The sequence below is a fragment of the Lysinibacillus sp. BSL11 genome, from assembly GCF_052928325.1.
In genome coordinates, this window is the sequence record NZ_JAVGCX010000022.1 from 1 (window position 1) to 17,449 (window position 17,449).

The 17,449-nt window shown below is 33.9% G+C and carries 17 protein-coding genes and 2 pseudogenes; 4 read left to right on the plus strand and 15 right to left on the minus strand.

Annotated features, from left to right (window positions below):
• The first annotated feature begins 325 nt into the window (after nt 1-325).
• A complete protein-coding gene (locus RCJ95_RS21060) occupies nt 326-778 on the plus strand; it encodes a hypothetical protein (protein ID WP_446722744.1) in 453 nt (150 codons plus the stop codon).
• 401 nt (nt 779-1,179) lie between these two features.
• Here the strand turns inward: RCJ95_RS21060 and RCJ95_RS21065 are convergent, their stop codons facing one another.
• The 5 genes from RCJ95_RS21065 to RCJ95_RS21085 all read right to left on the minus strand — a co-directional run bounded on the left by RCJ95_RS21065 (nt 1,180) and on the right by RCJ95_RS21085 (nt 5,562).
• Complete coding sequence (locus RCJ95_RS21065) at nt 1,180-1,653, minus strand: EVE domain-containing protein (RefSeq protein WP_257522204.1); 474 nt, start codon at nt 1,651-1,653, stop codon at nt 1,180-1,182.
• Nucleotides 1,654-1,665: 12 nt separating this feature from the next.
• Nucleotides 1,666-2,202 (minus strand): DinB family protein, encoded by a 537-nt coding sequence (locus tag RCJ95_RS21070; protein WP_446722745.1) that lies wholly within the window; start codon nt 2,200-2,202, stop codon nt 1,666-1,668.
• A gap of 67 nt (nt 2,203-2,269) precedes the next feature.
• Nucleotides 2,270-3,217: a helix-turn-helix transcriptional regulator gene (locus tag RCJ95_RS21075; RefSeq protein WP_216485913.1), complete on the minus strand. Its 948-nt coding sequence runs from the start codon at nt 3,215-3,217 to the stop codon at nt 2,270-2,272.
• A gap of 488 nt (nt 3,218-3,705) precedes the next feature.
• Nucleotides 3,706-4,119, minus strand: a complete 414-nt coding sequence (locus RCJ95_RS21080) for a universal stress protein (RefSeq protein WP_216485915.1) — start codon at nt 4,117-4,119, stop codon at nt 3,706-3,708.
• A 12-nt stretch (nt 4,120-4,131) separates the two neighbouring features.
• On the minus strand, nt 4,132-5,562 hold the full coding sequence (locus RCJ95_RS21085; protein ID WP_313150232.1) for a SulP family inorganic anion transporter: 1,431 nt from the start codon (nt 5,560-5,562) through the stop codon (nt 4,132-4,134).
• Between the two features lie 93 nt (nt 5,563-5,655).
• Between RCJ95_RS21085 and RCJ95_RS21090 the strand changes: the two genes are divergently transcribed.
• On the plus strand, nt 5,656-6,195 hold the full coding sequence (locus RCJ95_RS21090) for a recombinase family protein (protein WP_205443600.1): 540 nt from the start codon (nt 5,656-5,658) through the stop codon (nt 6,193-6,195).
• Between the two features lie 216 nt (nt 6,196-6,411).
• Here RCJ95_RS21090 and RCJ95_RS21095 read toward each other — a convergent pair.
• The 6 genes and pseudogenes from RCJ95_RS21095 to RCJ95_RS21120 form a co-directional block, all read right to left on the minus strand.
• Nucleotides 6,412-6,576, minus strand: a pseudogene (locus tag RCJ95_RS21095) (NUDIX pyrophosphatase); the annotation flags it as partial.
• Nucleotides 6,556-6,798, minus strand: a pseudogene (locus RCJ95_RS21100) (NUDIX domain-containing protein); the annotation flags it as partial. The pseudogenes RCJ95_RS21095 and RCJ95_RS21100, both read right to left, overlap by 21 nt.
• A 198-nt stretch (nt 6,799-6,996) precedes the next feature.
• Nucleotides 6,997-7,611 (minus strand): cysteine peptidase family C39 domain-containing protein, encoded by a 615-nt coding sequence (locus tag RCJ95_RS21105; protein ID WP_446722746.1) that lies wholly within the window; start codon nt 7,609-7,611, stop codon nt 6,997-6,999.
• Nucleotides 7,612-7,907: 296 nt separating this feature from the next.
• The gene (locus tag RCJ95_RS21110) at nt 7,908-8,354 is read right to left on the minus strand and encodes a MarR family winged helix-turn-helix transcriptional regulator (protein ID WP_205443603.1); all 447 of its coding nucleotides are present in this window, start codon (nt 8,352-8,354) and stop codon (nt 7,908-7,910) included.
• A 92-nt stretch (nt 8,355-8,446) separates the two neighbouring features.
• On the minus strand, nt 8,447-9,508 hold the full coding sequence (locus tag RCJ95_RS21115) for a flavin-containing monooxygenase (RefSeq protein WP_216485921.1): 1,062 nt from the start codon (nt 9,506-9,508) through the stop codon (nt 8,447-8,449).
• 356 nt (nt 9,509-9,864) lie between these two features.
• Nucleotides 9,865-10,083, minus strand: coding sequence for a hypothetical protein (locus RCJ95_RS21120; RefSeq protein ID WP_446722747.1), 219 nt, complete (start codon nt 10,081-10,083; stop codon nt 9,865-9,867).
• A 573-nt stretch (nt 10,084-10,656) separates the two neighbouring features.
• Between RCJ95_RS21120 and RCJ95_RS21125 the strand changes: the two genes are divergently transcribed.
• A complete protein-coding gene (locus RCJ95_RS21125; protein ID WP_263081689.1) occupies nt 10,657-10,803 on the plus strand; it encodes a YrzI family small protein in 147 nt (48 codons plus the stop codon).
• Between the two features lie 836 nt (nt 10,804-11,639).
• Here the strand turns inward: RCJ95_RS21125 and RCJ95_RS21130 are convergent.
• The 4 genes from RCJ95_RS21130 to RCJ95_RS21145 all read right to left on the minus strand — a co-directional run bounded on the left by RCJ95_RS21130 (nt 11,640) and on the right by RCJ95_RS21145 (nt 15,575).
• A complete protein-coding gene (locus tag RCJ95_RS21130) occupies nt 11,640-12,995 on the minus strand; it encodes an FAD-binding oxidoreductase (RefSeq protein ID WP_446722748.1) in 1,356 nt (451 codons plus the stop codon).
• Nucleotides 12,996-13,367: 372 nt separating this feature from the next.
• Nucleotides 13,368-13,805: a hypothetical protein gene (locus RCJ95_RS21135; protein WP_312129299.1), complete on the minus strand. Its 438-nt coding sequence runs from the start codon at nt 13,803-13,805 to the stop codon at nt 13,368-13,370.
• A 10-nt stretch (nt 13,806-13,815) separates the two neighbouring features.
• Nucleotides 13,816-14,355: a LytTR family DNA-binding domain-containing protein gene (locus RCJ95_RS21140; RefSeq protein WP_312129298.1), complete on the minus strand. Its 540-nt coding sequence runs from the start codon at nt 14,353-14,355 to the stop codon at nt 13,816-13,818.
• Between the two features lie 32 nt (nt 14,356-14,387).
• Nucleotides 14,388-15,575 (minus strand): serine hydrolase domain-containing protein, encoded by a 1,188-nt coding sequence (locus tag RCJ95_RS21145; RefSeq protein ID WP_446722749.1) that lies wholly within the window; start codon nt 15,573-15,575, stop codon nt 14,388-14,390.
• 474 nt (nt 15,576-16,049) lie between these two features.
• Between RCJ95_RS21145 and RCJ95_RS21150 the strand changes: the two genes are divergently transcribed.
• Nucleotides 16,050-17,408 carry a PepSY-associated TM helix domain-containing protein gene (locus tag RCJ95_RS21150; protein WP_274773394.1) on the plus strand — a complete coding sequence of 453 codons (1,359 nt, stop codon included), beginning with the start codon at nt 16,050-16,052 and terminating at the stop codon, nt 17,406-17,408.
• Nucleotides 17,409-17,449: the final 41 nt, after the last annotated feature.

A 17,449-nucleotide genomic window follows, 5' to 3' on the forward strand; every position in this document is an offset into this window, starting at 1 on the left:
GTACATTGAGAAAAACCTTCCAATTTTAAAGAGGAAGGCTTATTTGCTGTACCCTTTTTTAGTATATCATGCGAGTTTTAATTTTTTTATTGAAAAATCTTGACAACTATTAGCTGGTTTTGTGGAACAAGAAAAAATCTTGCTTTTATATTTCGTGTAAACATTGAGCTTTAGAGATTAAAAGTCGATAAAAAACGCGACAACTTTAAAAACTAATCCCTTGATTTTTGTTAAAATGTAAATAAGGTTTTTTTGCTTTTATGTTAAAAATTTTGTAAAATAAAACGGAAGACGCATATTTTTACAACTTGGGAGGGGCTATATTATGCGAAGTAAACGAATTAAATTAGCAATTGTCGCAATTATTCTTGTCCTTTGTATAACTGGTATTCTATTTTATTCAGAATATGGAACAAAGAATATTGGAGATGAACTCATTACAAACACTGATAAATTTGAAAAAGTTGTTGATAGCATTTCCGTTTGGGAAATGAACGGTGGTGTAGATAACAAAAATATATTTATCGTAAACAAAGACGATGAATTATATAACGAAGTACGCAGCATTTTGAATAATTGGGAAGCAAAACGAACTTTATTCAAAAGTATGGATGTCTCTAACTCTTATTACAAAATAGTTTTCACTAATAACGACGATACTACTAATCCAATTAATATATTAATTTCAAAAGATGGTATGGTTAACATTAACGCAAGAGAATACGAACTTGTCAAAGGCGATTTAGTTGAATTACTTAATATCGCTAACTATGAATAATCAATCGAGAATGATGAATCTCAAGTACCTTGTATTCCGCTGCAAGTTCGCATGGATTGGTGGAATGCTTGTTGTATGGTGAAGTCCTAAATTTTCTGATTTCTGATTCGTGCAATCATTCCGGAAAGCTCCGTAAGCTAAATAGATCTTTTTTTTACATCTATATGGTTAAGTGAACCAGATGTAAACAATTATAAATGGTGACTGTTTTTATAATAAAGGCGGCCTTCCACAAACTAATCTGTGGAGGACCGCTTTTAATTTGTTCTTATTTACTTAACAATCCTCGTCTCGTGAATTCAGAAGGACAGAACACTATTCAACAATAGCGCCCAATTGTTGAATAGTGTTATCTAACTAAAGCACTCGAAAGTTTAAGTGAAACTGTTCACAACTTATAATCAGTGTTTTAGGATCTCGGATAACGCCTGTTCCTCACCATCTAACATCGAAGTAACGATTGTCATAAAATCTTCAGCTCCAATTTCAAAATGACCTCGACGAAATGGATATCCCCAATTGCGATTTCCACGCGTAAAAGTGAGCTGGTTTAACAACACTGCAATCTTAACTTCTCGACAAGGAATATAACGCATATCTCTGCGAAATGGCACAAACGACTCCGACACTTGATGTTTGTAAGCACCGTTGTCCGTAACCTGACCAATAGCAGTAAATGCTTGAACTGGCTTCCCTTTTAACATGTCTATGCGAGGGGAATAGTATATCAACCAATCACCTGGAGACATTTTACGCAAAGGTGCTGCCTTACCGTGACACAACTGTGCAAAACCACCTTCTATGGCTAAATTCACATGAGAAGCGGATACAACGCCAATCCAATATCTGCTTTTCTGACTTGTTATATTCGACATGATGCATCCCCCCTACTCTTCAAAGGCTAAACTTTTCAACCGATCCAGTTGTAAAAAATGATGTCTGTAATGCATTTCAATCAACATAAACCATTCCTGAGCGTTTAAAGCACCGAACGCCGGATGAAGTATCTTGTTACTTACAGGCGCTTGAAGTAGAACTGATTCCGTATTCCTCATCTGTTCCACTACACTGTTAAGTCCTTCTACCAAATGCTCCATGCTCTCTGGTGGTTGCGGAGTATAAATCGGAGAAGCAGGGACCTTAATACGAACAGCTGGAAATTGTTCTAGTTTAAAAACAATCTTACCCTGCTCAGTTTTTTCCTTCGTTGGGTTCAATGTCGATTCGCTACCAGCTAAACATTGCTCGACATTATGTAGATGCATGAAAGCTGATTGAATTAAATGTACATACATCTGTCCAATGGACCAATCTTCTTCGTTCAGCTTTCTATGTAATTTATCCATATTGAGTTTTGTCAGTTCTTCCAAATATCTTTCTACTGTAAGTTCAAATGACTTCAATACATCCTTTGTACTTTTCATCCTTTAAGCAGCTCCTCTTCATCTTGGTATAGTCACAGTATAAAAGAACACTACTGACAGGTGTATGTCAGTAGTGTTCTAAAATTTTTTTCGCTACTTCTCGAATCTTGAAGCGTAAAGACTTCGGCTCAATCACCTCGATATCTCCGCCCCAGCCAAGTAAATGATGTAATAGTTCCTCTGGATACCGAACACGAAATTGAAAGATTACATCCTCATTCCGCTCCTCAATGGATGCAATATAAAAATTAACTGCCTCAATGATTTTGTCGGCAATTTCGGGGTTTGCCCTCATTATTATTCTTTCATCTCGATTGTCAGGTGGCCGATAGCTACTTAGGTCAAAATCATTTGGTAGAAGAAATTGATCTTCCAACACAGAAAGCTCGGACATCCGGGACAAGCGGAAATGTCGCATTTCTTGCCTCATATCACAGTATGCTAGTAAAACCCAATTTTCATGGACAAGTGTTAATCCATATGGAGAGACCACACGTTTATTTTTCCGATTCCCATCTGTTCCTGGCATTTTTTTAATATACATAAAACTGATTTTGCACTGTTTCAAAATTGCATCGCGAACTTGATTAAGATACGTTTTTACACGCTCTTCAGTTGACTGATCGCCTATATGAAGCAGTCGCATTGTTTCCCGAACAAGCCTTGACTCGTTACGAACTGACTCCGCCAAAGTAGCCTCGATTTTGCGTTTAGCGGACTTTGCATTTATACCATAATCTGTATCCAACCTTTGCTCGATAAAATCAGCTCCCATGAGCAGGGAGACGGCCTCTTCTGCTGTGAACCTAACCGGAGGTAGAAAATATCCTTCCATTAAGGAATAACCCTGACCAGGGGCGCCTAAAATGGGAACCCCAGCCTCACTTAGTGCTTGAATATCCCTATATATCGTACGTACACTTGTCTCAAATTGAGAAGCTAAATCTTCTGCTCTCAGTGTTTTACTTCGCTGTAATTCAAGCGTGATTGCAAGCTGCCTCTCCGTTTTGTTCATTTTTTTCCTCCACCATTTCTACATTCTATTACGGTACTTGCCCAATAGTTGAATAACAGCAAGCAATGTAACTGGGCTATATCCCTGGATTCGTTTGTATGATATCAAGTTTGCTTAGAGTCATGGTACAACAATTGATAATAGTTGCTTCAATTAAGAATTTTTAAACACCATTCAACTAGATTTTCCTGTTAAAACAGGTATTCACCCATGTTTTCACGAAGTCTTAATCTAATAATTCTTCAGCAAATTTAATCATCCTTAGTCTCAAATTGCACATATTTCTTATAATATCATAAAAATTTTTGTACTAGACTGCCCCATTTGTTGAACAAAAAAATCCTGCATATCGACACAGGATGTTTAAACAAACTTGATTATAAATGATTAATTTTTTTTATAAAACTACAAAGGCTACCTGTGAATTTTTCATACTCAAGTTAAACCTTTCCAAAGTATTTCCATTTTCCATGCTTCATTAAACCTTGCTATTTCACTATTAACGCTGGGCAATGAACATGTTTCATCACTTTGTGGCTGACACTTCCTAACACCATCTCTTGTAAAGTATTTAAGCCTCTGCTACCAATGATAACAAGATCAACTTGCTTTTCATTTGCGTACTTCACAATTATAGAACCAGGTGTACCATGTAAAATCGTTAATTTGAAGTTACTACCAGCAACTCTTAAAACTTCTTCTACTGGTGCTACCTTTCGTTTACGTTCTAATAATAAACTTTCACTAGATACAGCATGTAACACTTCTGTTTTCGCCTTTTCAAAATCTGCCACATACACCATTTCAATCAGTGAATTCTCAGAAGCAATTTTGACTGCCTCTTTTGCGGCACGCACTGAATGCTCAGAACCATCAACAGCCAATAAAATATGTTTATACATAAAGTATCCCCCTTAATGTGATACACCTACATTTAATAATTGGTTATATAATTTTTCACTCGCTGGGTTCATGCCAATGACTTTCACAGTTTTCCCCTGCTCTTCTAATTTCGTAACGACTTTTACGACTGCACCAACTGCTGATTCATCCCATAAATGGCTACTTGTTAAGTCGATTGTAACGATATCATCCTTAACTGCTTCCAGTGTTTGGACAAATTTTTGAGTAGACGCAAAAAATAAAGGACCTTCTACAATAAATTGATCGTTATCTTGATGTATTCGTACCTTTGAAATCGTTGCAACAAAGAATAAAGAACTTAAAATTACTCCTAATACAACTCCAATCGCCAAGTTATCTGTATAGACAACTACAGCTACGGTTGAAAGCATAACGAATGCCTCACTTTTAGGTGCTTTGACAATATATTTAAACGATCCCCAATCAAATGTACCAATACTTACCATGATCATAATTCCTACAAGTACTGGCATTGGAATATCGACCACGATGTTGCCAAGTACTAGGATTAAGAACATTAGGAACATTCCAGCCACAAGTGTTGATAGACGTCCTCGACCACCTGATTTTACGTTAATCATCGACTGTCCAATCATTGCACATCCCGCCATACCTCCAAAGAAACCATTAACGATGTTTGCAATTCCTTGTCCACGTGCCTCGATATTTTTATTGGATTTTGTATCCGTCATATCATCAACAATTTGGGCGGTCATTAGTGATTCCATTAACCCAACAAGCGCTAATGCTAGTGCGTAAGGGAAAATAATCACTAACGTTTCAATATTGAATGGTACGTCTGGAATGAAAAAATGCGGTAAGCTCTGTGATATCGCACCTAAATCTCCTATCGTTTTTAGTTCAAAATTAAAAATGAATGTTACAGCCGTTAACATGATAATCGCAATTAAAGGTGCAGGTATTACTTTAAGGAATCTAGGTAAAATGTAAACGATACATAATGTGACCACGATAAATATATACGTTATATACCCTCCACGTAAAAAGTGTGGTACTTGTGCCATGAAAATTAAGATTGCTAGTGCATTAACAAAGCCAATCATGACCGAATTTGGTATAAAACGCATGAGCTTAGCAATTCCAAATACACCAAATAAAACTTGAATAATTCCTGTTAAAATTGTTGCTGCTAATAAATATTGTAACCCATGGTCTGCCACCAAATCTGCAATCACGAGTGCCATTGCTCCTGTTGCGGCAGAAATCATTCCCGGTCTTCCCCCAACAAATGCTATAATAACAGCAATAGAAAAGGACGCATAAAGTCCGACCATTGGATCGACACCAGCAATGATAGAAAAGGCAATTGCTTCAGGTATAAGCGCTAAGGCGACGACCATCCCTGATAAGATGTCACCACGCACATTACCAAACCATTGTTGCTTTAAACTTTGCATGATATTCTCCTTCTTTACTAAAATATAATCTTTGAATATCATAGCATACTTTTCCTAAAAAGGAACCTTTACGGAACTGAAATGGAGTGAAATTATATGATTTACGGTTATCAACGACCCTTATATAATGATGAGGATATGCAAATTCAAACTGTTGCTTTAAAGAATTGTGACCATCTATTTACTGAAAATCATGGTCGTGCGAAAAAGCGATTAGCGCTTGAAGAATTACTCATGACAATAGAAAAAGACGATACCATTCAGGTACTTCGTTTCTTTAGCATCGCGGATACAACTAGGCATTTAGAAGACCTACTAAAAATTTGTAAAAGAGATCAGGTAACTATTCACTTTATGGAGGAAAATATTACGTCCACACAAATTCTTGAAATGCCACTTGAGCAAGTTTTACAATTCTTTTTAACATTTCAAAGTGATATCGTAAAGCAATCAACTACTTTAGGAATGGCTGAAGCAAAAGCAAAAGGAAAATCAATTGGGCGACCTAAGAAATCAGATGAAAATATAAAAAAGGCAATTGAGATGTATCAGTCTGGAAACACATTATTGGATATTAAGAATGAAACAGGTATTAGTAAATCAACGCTTTATCGTTATCTAGAGTCAATAGAATAAAACAACAGTAAATTGAAATCTTTATAACCTATCAATTAAATTAAAAACAAGCCTGCTTATGCGTTAGTTTGAGCAGGCTTGTTTTCTGAGTGAATTCGTTTTTACTTCCCGAAAAGTCATAAAAAGATGGTATTCAATACTATGCTTCGTTAATTCAATAAAATGAGCTGCCTTTGCAACTCCTTGTTCTTAGCACCTTAGCTTAAATAATTTCTTTCATAAACTTTGTTCAGTGTTAATCTGATTTAATAACCTTTTGTTCAATTCCCATAACGCCGTTTTATTGCTACCCCATTTCAAAAGTATTACTGCCTCTTCAAAACATAACCATTTATAGTTAAGGTGCTCTTTGGATAAAGATATATCTTTTGTAGGAATTTTTTTTGTGATGTAGTTAAAAATCATATATCTATCCATAGCAACTGGATTTACATATTCATAGAGACCTTTAAAAATAAGGTTACTTACTTCTAAACCCGTTTCTTCTTTTACTTCTCTAATTGCATTTTCCAAAATACTTTCAGGAAATTCAACTTTTCCACCAGGTGGAATAAACCCTTTGAAATGATCATGTTGTCTATCAAGTAGTAAAACCTTATCTTCTTTAGGTTTCGGTCTCTCTCAAAACTTTCATTTGGGAACGTTATTGAGGTTTGTATTAGATACGTTATAAATCCTTGTGGCACTACACTAAAGCACCCGTTTAACAAAAATAGAATATATAATCTTTTTTTGGTATATTTGTTAAATCGAGGTTCTTGCTAGCACAACTAGACAGTTTAAATTTCTTCGTCATTGAGATTAATGCTGCGAAATATCTACAGAAATGTAAGTATTGCTAGAAATAGGCATATGGATTTTCTTTACATTCCACAATTTCTGAAATTCCTTAATTGGAACTTTTCGATTATATTTTTTATTGTCATCATCACAATTCACCAAATGCCCTAACGATTCTGAAAGATAAATATACTCTTTGTCGTAGCCTACAACGGGGACAAAATGCAAATTATTAAGCCCCTTCTGTACTTTAATAAAAACAATTACAGGAGTTCCTTTACTAACTTCGTACTTTAATGAATGTATATCCCCTTTATAATAGCTTGTTTTAAAGCCTTTTTCTCTTAATATTTTACGAATTCCCTTTGGATATACATTACCTGCTCTTGTTTTACAAGGAAAATGTGTATATAACGATTCTCCCTCAGCTTCTATACCGAAATGATGTAGTAGATACGCTGTTGAAAACGCTGCACATTCTGTATTTTTTTGTAAATCAATTCGATTATTTTGTTGAATAAGATAATTAGGTGGATAATCTCTTTTGCGTAAAACAGGTATAGGTAATGTCATTAAATATGCATTAATACTAATTGTTATAACCAGCCAAAAAATAACTGTTCTAATTATAAACATATTGCCTCCCACATTGTTTTCATTTGTATTAAAATTACATTTTATAACTGAATTTACCATATTATTGATTAAAGTATATCATTCCCAAAGCGTCGTTTGGTAGACATTTTATAAAAGTTTGTTATTCCACATTCTGGCCCGTTTATTGAACAAAAAAAACCTGCATATCAACACAGGATTTTTAATCAAACTTTATTATCAATGATCAAATTTTTTATAAAACTACAATTACATCTTTTATTGGACTATTTTTTACAGGTAGATGAAATTATTAATTGCTTATAACCTTTAACGCATTATGAAGAAGGCATACAACAAAAGCTTGATTTAGCCATAGCTTTGTTTAAAAGTTCAATTGAACGTAAAACAGTTTCTTTTTCGAACTCATTCAAATGCGAAAAAACTTCATTTAAATAATTGTTTATCATTTCATCAATTGTAGTAGCGAGAAATGTCCCTTCCACCGTTAATGACAAAATGTACACTCTTTTATCTGATGGTAGAGGATTTTTTTTGACAAGATTCATCTTAATAAGAGATTGAATCTGTCTACTAAATGTAGTAATATCCATTCCTATTGCCTCTGCTATTTGTTGCATAGATGGGTTATTTTGTTTGTCTATCTCATATAGAATATGGCTCTGTATTGGTGTGATGTCAATTGATCCTACAGAACAACATGTTTTATTTAGTAAAGCAAACTTTTGAGTTAATACTTGAAAAAGTTCACGTTTATTTTCCATTTAATCATCTCCTATAAAGACATATATATATTATTTACTTGCAAAATGCAACTAAAATATATTTAACTTTTTTTGAAGATGTTTTCCTTACTTCAAAAGTTACTTTTCAAGTGATGAAGTAACTTTTTCACCACATACTCGGCATCTTCTCCCACTCCTCTTAAAGTTGCAGATGCAAATGATCGTTGTCCTTCTAGTCCCACAAAATACAATCCAGGGATACTGCTAATACCTGCCTTTTGTAAAGGCATTCCTTCCCCATCCAATGCACCGAGTAATTTCATATAGGGTAAATATGGTCTGAATCCTGTGGCATAGATAATGGTATCTACAGGTTCCCTTTCTCCATCCGGCCAAATAACTCCATCTTCATAGAAAGAAGTAAACATTAAACGTTGTTCTGGATTCCCCTTACTAATTCTATCTTTATATCCACCTGTATCATTCACAGCATTTGATCTGGGTGCCGTTTTTCCAAAGCGCCAGAAAGGAAAGGTATCAAAACCAATTATTTTCAACCAATAATGTATATCCAGTCCAAGTAAACGTTGTTTTACAAATTTTATTGGTTGTCGTACTGAAAGAGTGGTTTTGCTCACCTCAGACAATTCAACAGCAATCTGCACAGCCGAATTTCCTCCACCAATTACAATTACCCTTTTGTTATGAAATGGCAGTGTATTTTGATACTCTGAAGAGTGAAGAGTTTTCCCTTGAAAAACTTCTCTTCCTTTAATTTTAGGAATAAAAGGGTTATTAAATGAGCCTGTAGCGTTTATGATTGTTCTAGCTTGAAATATATCCCCTGTGACTGTTCGAATAATAAAACCTAGTTTGTTTTTCTCTATCAAATCTACTCTCTGATTAATTAAAACAGGTAATTGAAACTTATTTTTATACTCCTGCAAATATTGAATAACTTCATCTCTTTTCGGATAGCGATTCTGAGTTCCAGGAAACTTCATACCAGGCAAAGAGGAAACACTTGCTGGAGAAAACAATTTAAGACTGTCATAATATCTTGGCCAAGATCCCTCAATCTGATTACTTGCCTCCAATATTAAAAAACGTAGACCTTTTTTCTGTAAATGAAAACCTGATGCTAGCCCTGCCTGCCCTCCCCCTATTACGATAGTTTCTAGTATATCTTTCATTTTTATTCCTCCCTTTTTTATTTGTATTATGCAAGTATTAATGTAAAATAAATATGTTCAAGATACTCATTTTGTCTTAACATTTCCCTTCAATTAAAACGCTATGTAAAATATTTATAACGTAATTACTTGCAAAATGCAAATAAAATAATAAAAAAAAAATACCTCTCTAACTGAGTGGATTATGGAAGTCTCAAATATAATTAATTTCCTGAGTATTTCTCTTTTTTTCATACGTATTAAATACTTCATTCGCAATATTTATTATTAACCGAACTTCAGCTTCATTTCTATCCTCTACTAGATTTTGTAATATCATAATCAAATCTTTTTTTCAAAATACTTATTATTAAAATTCAGAGTATCAAAATTAACAATACACTGACAATAAGCTCTTCAAATCCTGTTAATACTTTTTGTTCTCCGTTTATAGTACCAACAATATGGATGTTCTCTTCTTTCTTTACCTGTGAGATATAGAAAGGTGTTATTACTTCAACTTTACCTGAATATATTAATCCGTGAAACATCGAGTGTGCCATGTGCTGACAAAGCATCTTTTTCTTCGCTGCCATAGGCTTCTTCTACAGACTTTTTATGCATAATCCACACTAGCTTTGTTGCAGAATTCTCTACTTGTAATTCCGGAAGTGCTAACAAGGTATTAATAGCCGAATGGTCACCACCAATAATTGCAATTTTCTTTAGTATTCATATTTATGTCTAGGATACCCTACTCAATGTGATCTGCTAATACTTTTTCATTTTGTAGCCATACCCCGGGTTTGGATTTCCCTATGTACCGCAGCATTCATAACGCTTCACACTTCAATAATTAGGAAAGCTTAGTAAAAGATGTTTACAAACAACGTAAAGTTAGTTATACTTACTAAGTAATCAAAAAAATTCTTAAGGAGGTCGAATAAAATGATCGTTATCGTTAAATTGATGTCATTGGTAGCTACAACTTCAGTAAAAATGAAAATCACACATTCGACCACATCGGAATGGACCGCTTAAGATTTTTTTGTAAATAAGCATACCCATACCGCAGGGAGAAGTGTCCCCCTGCGGTATTTTTGTGCCTTTTTCACCGTAGGGGAGTCTCTCTACGGTTTTTTTATGGCCATTTAAGGAGGTGATAATAAATGATATTAAACTTTTTTGCGCTCACGATAACTATTACAAAACGTGAGATTTCTCTTGAGAAAGCTCTTCATGATGAATATGTGAAAAAAATCTTTGAAGAGAACCGAAAAAAAATAGACGATTATCTTCGTATTCGTCAATATTAATCTTGTTAATTAAAAAACATGAAAGGTGGGAATTGAAATGTTTTATATGATCAAAAGACGTTATGCAGTTTTATGGCTGGAGAAAGACACAACCACCAGATGAAGTAATATAAAGTGATAATATAGCTAATGTTATAATCTCAGTTGAGCTAACCCGTTCTAATCTAGGACGGGTTGCTTCAGAAATATTTTGCACTTTGATTAAGCAATATGTTACACATACAATTTGATGTAGTTTAAGAAAATGCAGAATTACAAGGTTAAGAAAAAATCGTAATTCCTTGATACTAAAATTGAATTTGGCAATTTTTATTTTAATTCCATTGTTCCGCCTAGTTAGCTATCCATGTAGTGCAAAAACAGTACCCGAATATTGAAGATCGTATTCATTTAAAACAAACTAAAAAGTCACTTTCCTTGCAGAGAGGAAAGTAACTTTTAGTCTTTTCAATGGCCTGATTGTGGGACTACTCTATTGTTACTCAATAATTATCAATTAGATATGTATATTGGACATGTCTAGAATAAATACTATTATTTATACGAATAACCTTTTGAGCGATCAATTATGAGGAGCCTCCGATAACCAGTAAGTTGTGACCAATTTACTTATATTATGTAAACTAAAATCATTTGGCGAGGAGTCGGGCTTGATTGCGTCTACTACCCATGCCATTGCAATAAACCCGCCTTCTTTGCATGAGGATTTTAAAGCTTCATAATATTTTAGACAAGTACTTTTATTTAATTAATTTGAAACTAAGATTTACAGAACTTTTATAGTATAGCCGTAAATTATCTCTTATATAGTGATCATTTCCTATTTCAATTTAATTTCATTTTAATCCCTGTGGAAACCTAAATACATTAAACGGATCGTACTTTTGGTTAACTCGTTTCAACCTTTGTGCATTGCCTCCAAAGTATTCCTTATCATAATTTTTAAGCTCACTTATAGGAAAATTCACATATGAACCTTTTGTCATATTTTTAATCATTTCAAAACGCTCACGAACCCACTCCTGATTATCTCTTGCATACTTATCCTCTATCCATACAGACTGGACACCCATTATATATTTAGCATCTCTATAGTAAAAAGCCGTTTCTTCTTTATCAATGTGTTTGATTTCTCCTCCTAATGCATAAAAAGAAATAGCAGCATATACTGAACCATCTGGAGGACTTTGGACACTAGTTCCAATATTTTTAAGCTCTTCTACTGTATAGTTTCTTTGTACAAACCTACCAGTGGATTTAAATTTTTCGAAAGGTGGATAGGTTGCCTCTACCTTTTTCACTGCTTCTAGAAAGGAAGATTCTTCTAAGTTCAATCGAAACCCTTTAATTTCTACAAAAGGTTGTAAAATCTTTTTTGCTAATTTGGATGGACCGTAAAAGAAACCAGTTCCAAAAATACCTAACCCTTCATTTTCAGCGTTATAAAAGCTTGTAACTAAAGTCATTCGTTTATCCAATTTAGGCAACCAATTTTGCCAAATATTCATGACATCTATTTGCTTAGCAATTGTTGTATTTACATAATAGAATCTAATGAATGTGACAGAACGTTGTGTTGGTTTTGGTAACTGAAAAGTCATGCTAATAACCACACCAAAGTTACCTCCACCTGCACCCCGACAAGCCCAGAAAAGATCAGGGTTACAATTTTTATTTGCCTTAATAATCCTTCCCTCGTAATCTACTAATTCTAGTTCTAGTAAACTATCACACCCCAACCCATAAAGTCGACTGGAGAATCCCCATCCACCGCCGAGTGTAAAGCCAGATACTCCAACAGTGGGGCAAGTTCCACCAGGAAAAACATATCCATTGGAGCCAACAAAATCATACACCTCTGTGTTTTTTGCTCCAGCCTCCACCTCTAATATGTGTTTTTTCTTATCTAGTTTCAGCTTATTCAATCTACTAATATCAATTACAAGCACGAAATCACCATTAGAATAGCCTTCATAATGATGTCCTCCAGACCTAATGCGGATATCCACACAATGTTTACGTGCCCAATGTATGGCATTCACAACATCTTGTCTTCTTTCACAATAGACAATGATCAATGGAAACTTTTGATTGGCACGATTCCATTCTTGTCTTGCTTCATTGTAGTTAGGATCTTTTACGGTTACTACTTCACCAGTTAGCCCTTTTAAGAACAATGAATCTCGCTCCATTTCAGTCACCTCTATCAACACAATAATAATTTTTCTACTAGTTTATTCTTTTGGTTGAAAATGGTTTAGGTTTTAGGCTGATATAAATGACTACTGTAGCTAAATATAATGAGTTAGTTTAGAGTTAAAAAGCATGCAAATACATCGGAAGTTTATTGAAAAAGCACGCTAAGCTAAATACCTGAATGATTGTCAAACAATTAATCCTAACTCATAAGTGATTTATACAAAATTAAAGAGCATCATTCTTATTTGTAAATGATGCTCCTTTAAAAAACGTTCCTACTTATCTTGTAGTTAAACGGTGAAAATATCTGTTACAGCAAAAACATTTCGGTTACCAGCTCGCACCATCCATCACTATTTTTGGAGCTAATACTTAGTATCTTTAATCATTGCTTTGAATTTTCTCAATTTATTTTGGGCACGCCGATACATCATATAATCACTTAGGTTTGCTAAACATATAATGCCAAGCACAATCAATAAGACCGAGATGAATTCTCCCTTTTTCACCATTTCGCTATTTGTGATAATAATTAAAGACATCATAATCACTGTAGTCACAATTAATGCAATCAAATTGTTTATTAAGAAGTAGGTTCGGGCATTTGCCATGCTAATTGGTAATATTGCTGTTAGCCATTCTGTCACTAAGCCAATAAAGAACCCTACACATCCGCTGGCTAATATCGCTAAAACTCTATACGAAAATTTTATGTTCGTATTATCAGAAAACTGTAGTATAATCCCGATGAAGAGACCAAGAATAATTGACTTTATGATATTTTCTAAATGAATTTTCTCCATAAGTGATCTCCTATATTTTTAGCGTACTTCTAAGCTTTTTTGAGAACATTTTCGATACTTCCAGTTCAGTGTTATTTTCCATTCTCAATACATATCTGGAGTTAAACCAGGGGATAATTTCTTTCACATGCAGCAAATTAACGAGTTGTGATTTATTAATTCGTATAAATCCTTTTATACCCCACACGTTTTCATAATATTGTAAGGTTTCTTTTATACTGTACCGATTAAACTCAGTAAATGCCGTAATACCATTGGGACCTGCTTCTAGATAAAAAACATCTATAGGTTCTATTACTTCAAATTTATTATCTCTAAAACCTACAATAGTATTTATAAAATGCAGGTCTTCTCGAATGCCCGTAATCAATAGTTTTATCACATTCATGTAATCAATGCCATCAAATACGACACTCAACTTTCCGTCTGGTATGTCATATCCTTTTTCTACGAGTACTAAACTACTATCTGGCTTGATTTCAATTTGGTACTTGGATAGTTCTTTTTTTAATTTTTCATAAACTTTATTTGAACACAATAATTGAACCATCGTATGTCTCCTAATAACAACTTAAGACGTATTTAATCTATATTCATTCTATCGTAAATCATTCTTATTTTAACTAATTCTTCTAAGCCTTTTTCTCCATAATCAAGTGATCCAAAATTAGCTATAAAATAAGTATCCTTTTCTTTATCATATAACATATAAGTTCCTGTAACTCCTACACCGCCATAAAGATCTGTCATTGAGCTTAATTTTAACAGTAAAGATAACTCGCTAAAATCAAAATACATCATACCCATTCCATAATAAATACCCTTTGTATAGATGTTTGAAAAGTCAGTCATTTGACTATAAACATCATCAGAAAGAATGGTTCCATTTTCTAATGCCATCATGAATGTTAAGAGGTCATTCATAGTGGTAACAACACCGCCTCCTGCCCAGTCTATGGATAAAGCGTTTTTGTTGCTAAAGTCAATTTCATTCATATAAATTCCAATGATATCAGTAGGCTTATCATTATAGAACATGAAGTAACTCTCAGTCATGCCCAATGGCTGAAATATCCTATCTTCTAAGATTACTGAGTAAGGTTTTTCCTCGATAGCTTCTAGAATAAATCCAAGTAAGATATATCCCGTATCTGAATAATAAAATTGTTGTCCTGGCTTCCCCACTGGAATCTGGTTTTCTCTAGTAAATGCAATCAATTCTTCTGGTGTAAATAAAAGATCTGGATTGGATGAAATGATTTCCAGCATAGGCTTCCCGCTTTTTACTGGACCTTCAAAATAATCGCCAATTCCTGATGTATGACTAAGTAAATGTTTCAATGTTACCTGATCACTATAATCCGTGCCATCTACGACAAATAATCCCTTAAGAATATCATCATCTAGCCAAGAACTGATTTTATCGTTTAAGTTGATTTTACCCTCGTCAGATAATATGCCAAACACTGTAGCACACATGGTTTTTCCAATACTGGCTGAATGATAACGACTATCGATTTGAACAGGTAGTTCCGAATATTGATTTTTAGTTCCTACTGCAAACTGTTCGAAATAACCTGTCTTGTTGGAGTAAATTGTTAATAATGCACTAGACAATGTTTCATCTTTTTCAACTATTTTTGTTAAACGTGTGTTAATTTCTTCAGAAACTGCCGCTTTTGATATTGGCCTATTTATGATGACAAATACGCAAAATACAATTCCGACAACAATGATTATGCCAAACAATGATCTATTTACATTTATCATATTGCCCATCCCTCGCTTCATTTACTTTTCATACTTTCAATTTAATCGATGGTTTATGATTTAGAAATGTATTTAGTCTAAGTTGGCAAAATTAAAGGGTAAGAAGGTTTTTTTCGTCTATCAATGTGTAGAAAACTCCGCTTATAACCTTTACATAAGCATCTATCCTCTCTTAAAACAAAATTACCAAATTGAGTTAGAACACGCCTATTTACTTTAGATGAAACGTTTTTTTCAATTTATGTCTATTTTTACTGGTCTACAATATTCAGGACAATCTCACTTTTACAAAATCTAAAAAGGAATTAGCGACTATATAATATTAATATTTAGTTTATCTAAAAGAACTTTTTCCCTCGAAATAATATATTTCTTTTATTTAAACATAAATTCTCCTCAAAAATATCATCTACATTTCACATTTCAAATGTATAGTATTCATGTAAGTGAAATTATCTATTTTTAGGAGGCTTTATGAAGAACTTATACAATCGATTTTGGCGATGGCATTTTTTTGCTGGATTATTTATTACTCCCCTCTTGCTTACTTTAACAATCAGTGGAATAGGCTACTTATTCTACACAGATGTAGAGAACAAGCTCTATTCTGATGCTTTCTTTGGTGATAGTAAAGAAACAACAAATATTACAATTGATGAAGGAATTGAACAGGCAAAAGCAAAATTTAGTGACTATAAAGTTAGTAAAGTAATAGTTTTAGACGAACCTTATAATACCCGCTTAACACTGACCAACAGTGAAGGCGAACAAAAGTATGTCTTTTTAGATGATAATTATCAGGTAGTCGATAGTCAGGATGCAAATTACACATTTTCGAATATTATGCGAAATCTCCATAGCTCTCTATTTATAGGTGGGACATTCGTAAACTACTTAGTGGAGCTAGCTGCATGCTGGGCTATCTTCTTATTACTCTCAGGTTTATACATGACCTTTAGAAAGAAAGTATGGAAGAAAGTGCAAACAGAAACATCTCGTATTCGGTCACGTAGATGGCACAGTATCCTCGGTGTGATTATTACCATACCTATGATTGCAATTATTTTCACAGGATTGCCATGGTCAGCATTTATGGGGAATTTTATTTATACAGCAGCACAACAAAATCCGTCCATTGGGATTCCAGAATTGCAACAAAATCCACCAACATCTGATATTAATGAAATTCCATGGGCTACTCGCAAAAATGAAACGCCAACTTCTACTACCCAAGACCATTCAGGTCATGCAGGTCATGGAGGAGCTCATGGTGTTGTTGATTATTCAAATGAATATGCGATGTCAGTCGGCGATTTGATGAAGCATGTGGACAGTGAAAATATTTCTAAACCATACTCTATTATTTTACCTAGTTCGGAAGAAGGCGTTTTTACTGTTGCTAAGGGGTCAAACACAGGTATAACAGGACTGGATGTAAATCCAAATGAAGAAATAACTAATTATTTTGACCAATACACTGGCTCACTTATCTCATCAGTCGGATACGATGAATATGGTATTTTAGGAAAATGGTTTACATGGGGTATCCCACTTCATGAAGGGCATCTATTTGGTTGGCCAAATAAAATAATCAATCTATTGATTTGTCTTGCGTTTTTATATTTAATTTATCTTGGCTTTAAAACATGGTTATTACGTAGACAAAAAGGGATGATTTCTGCACCACCTATGCCAAAAGAAATATCTATTCCATTTTGTATTTTCATGATTTTGCTAGGCATTATTATGCCACTCTTCGGTATTTCTCTTATTTTAGTTGTTATAATTGAACTGTTTATTTTGATTACAAAAAAGAAAAAAACAGCTATTTGAAGAAGTAATTACTATTAAGAAACAGGTGCTAAAACACAATT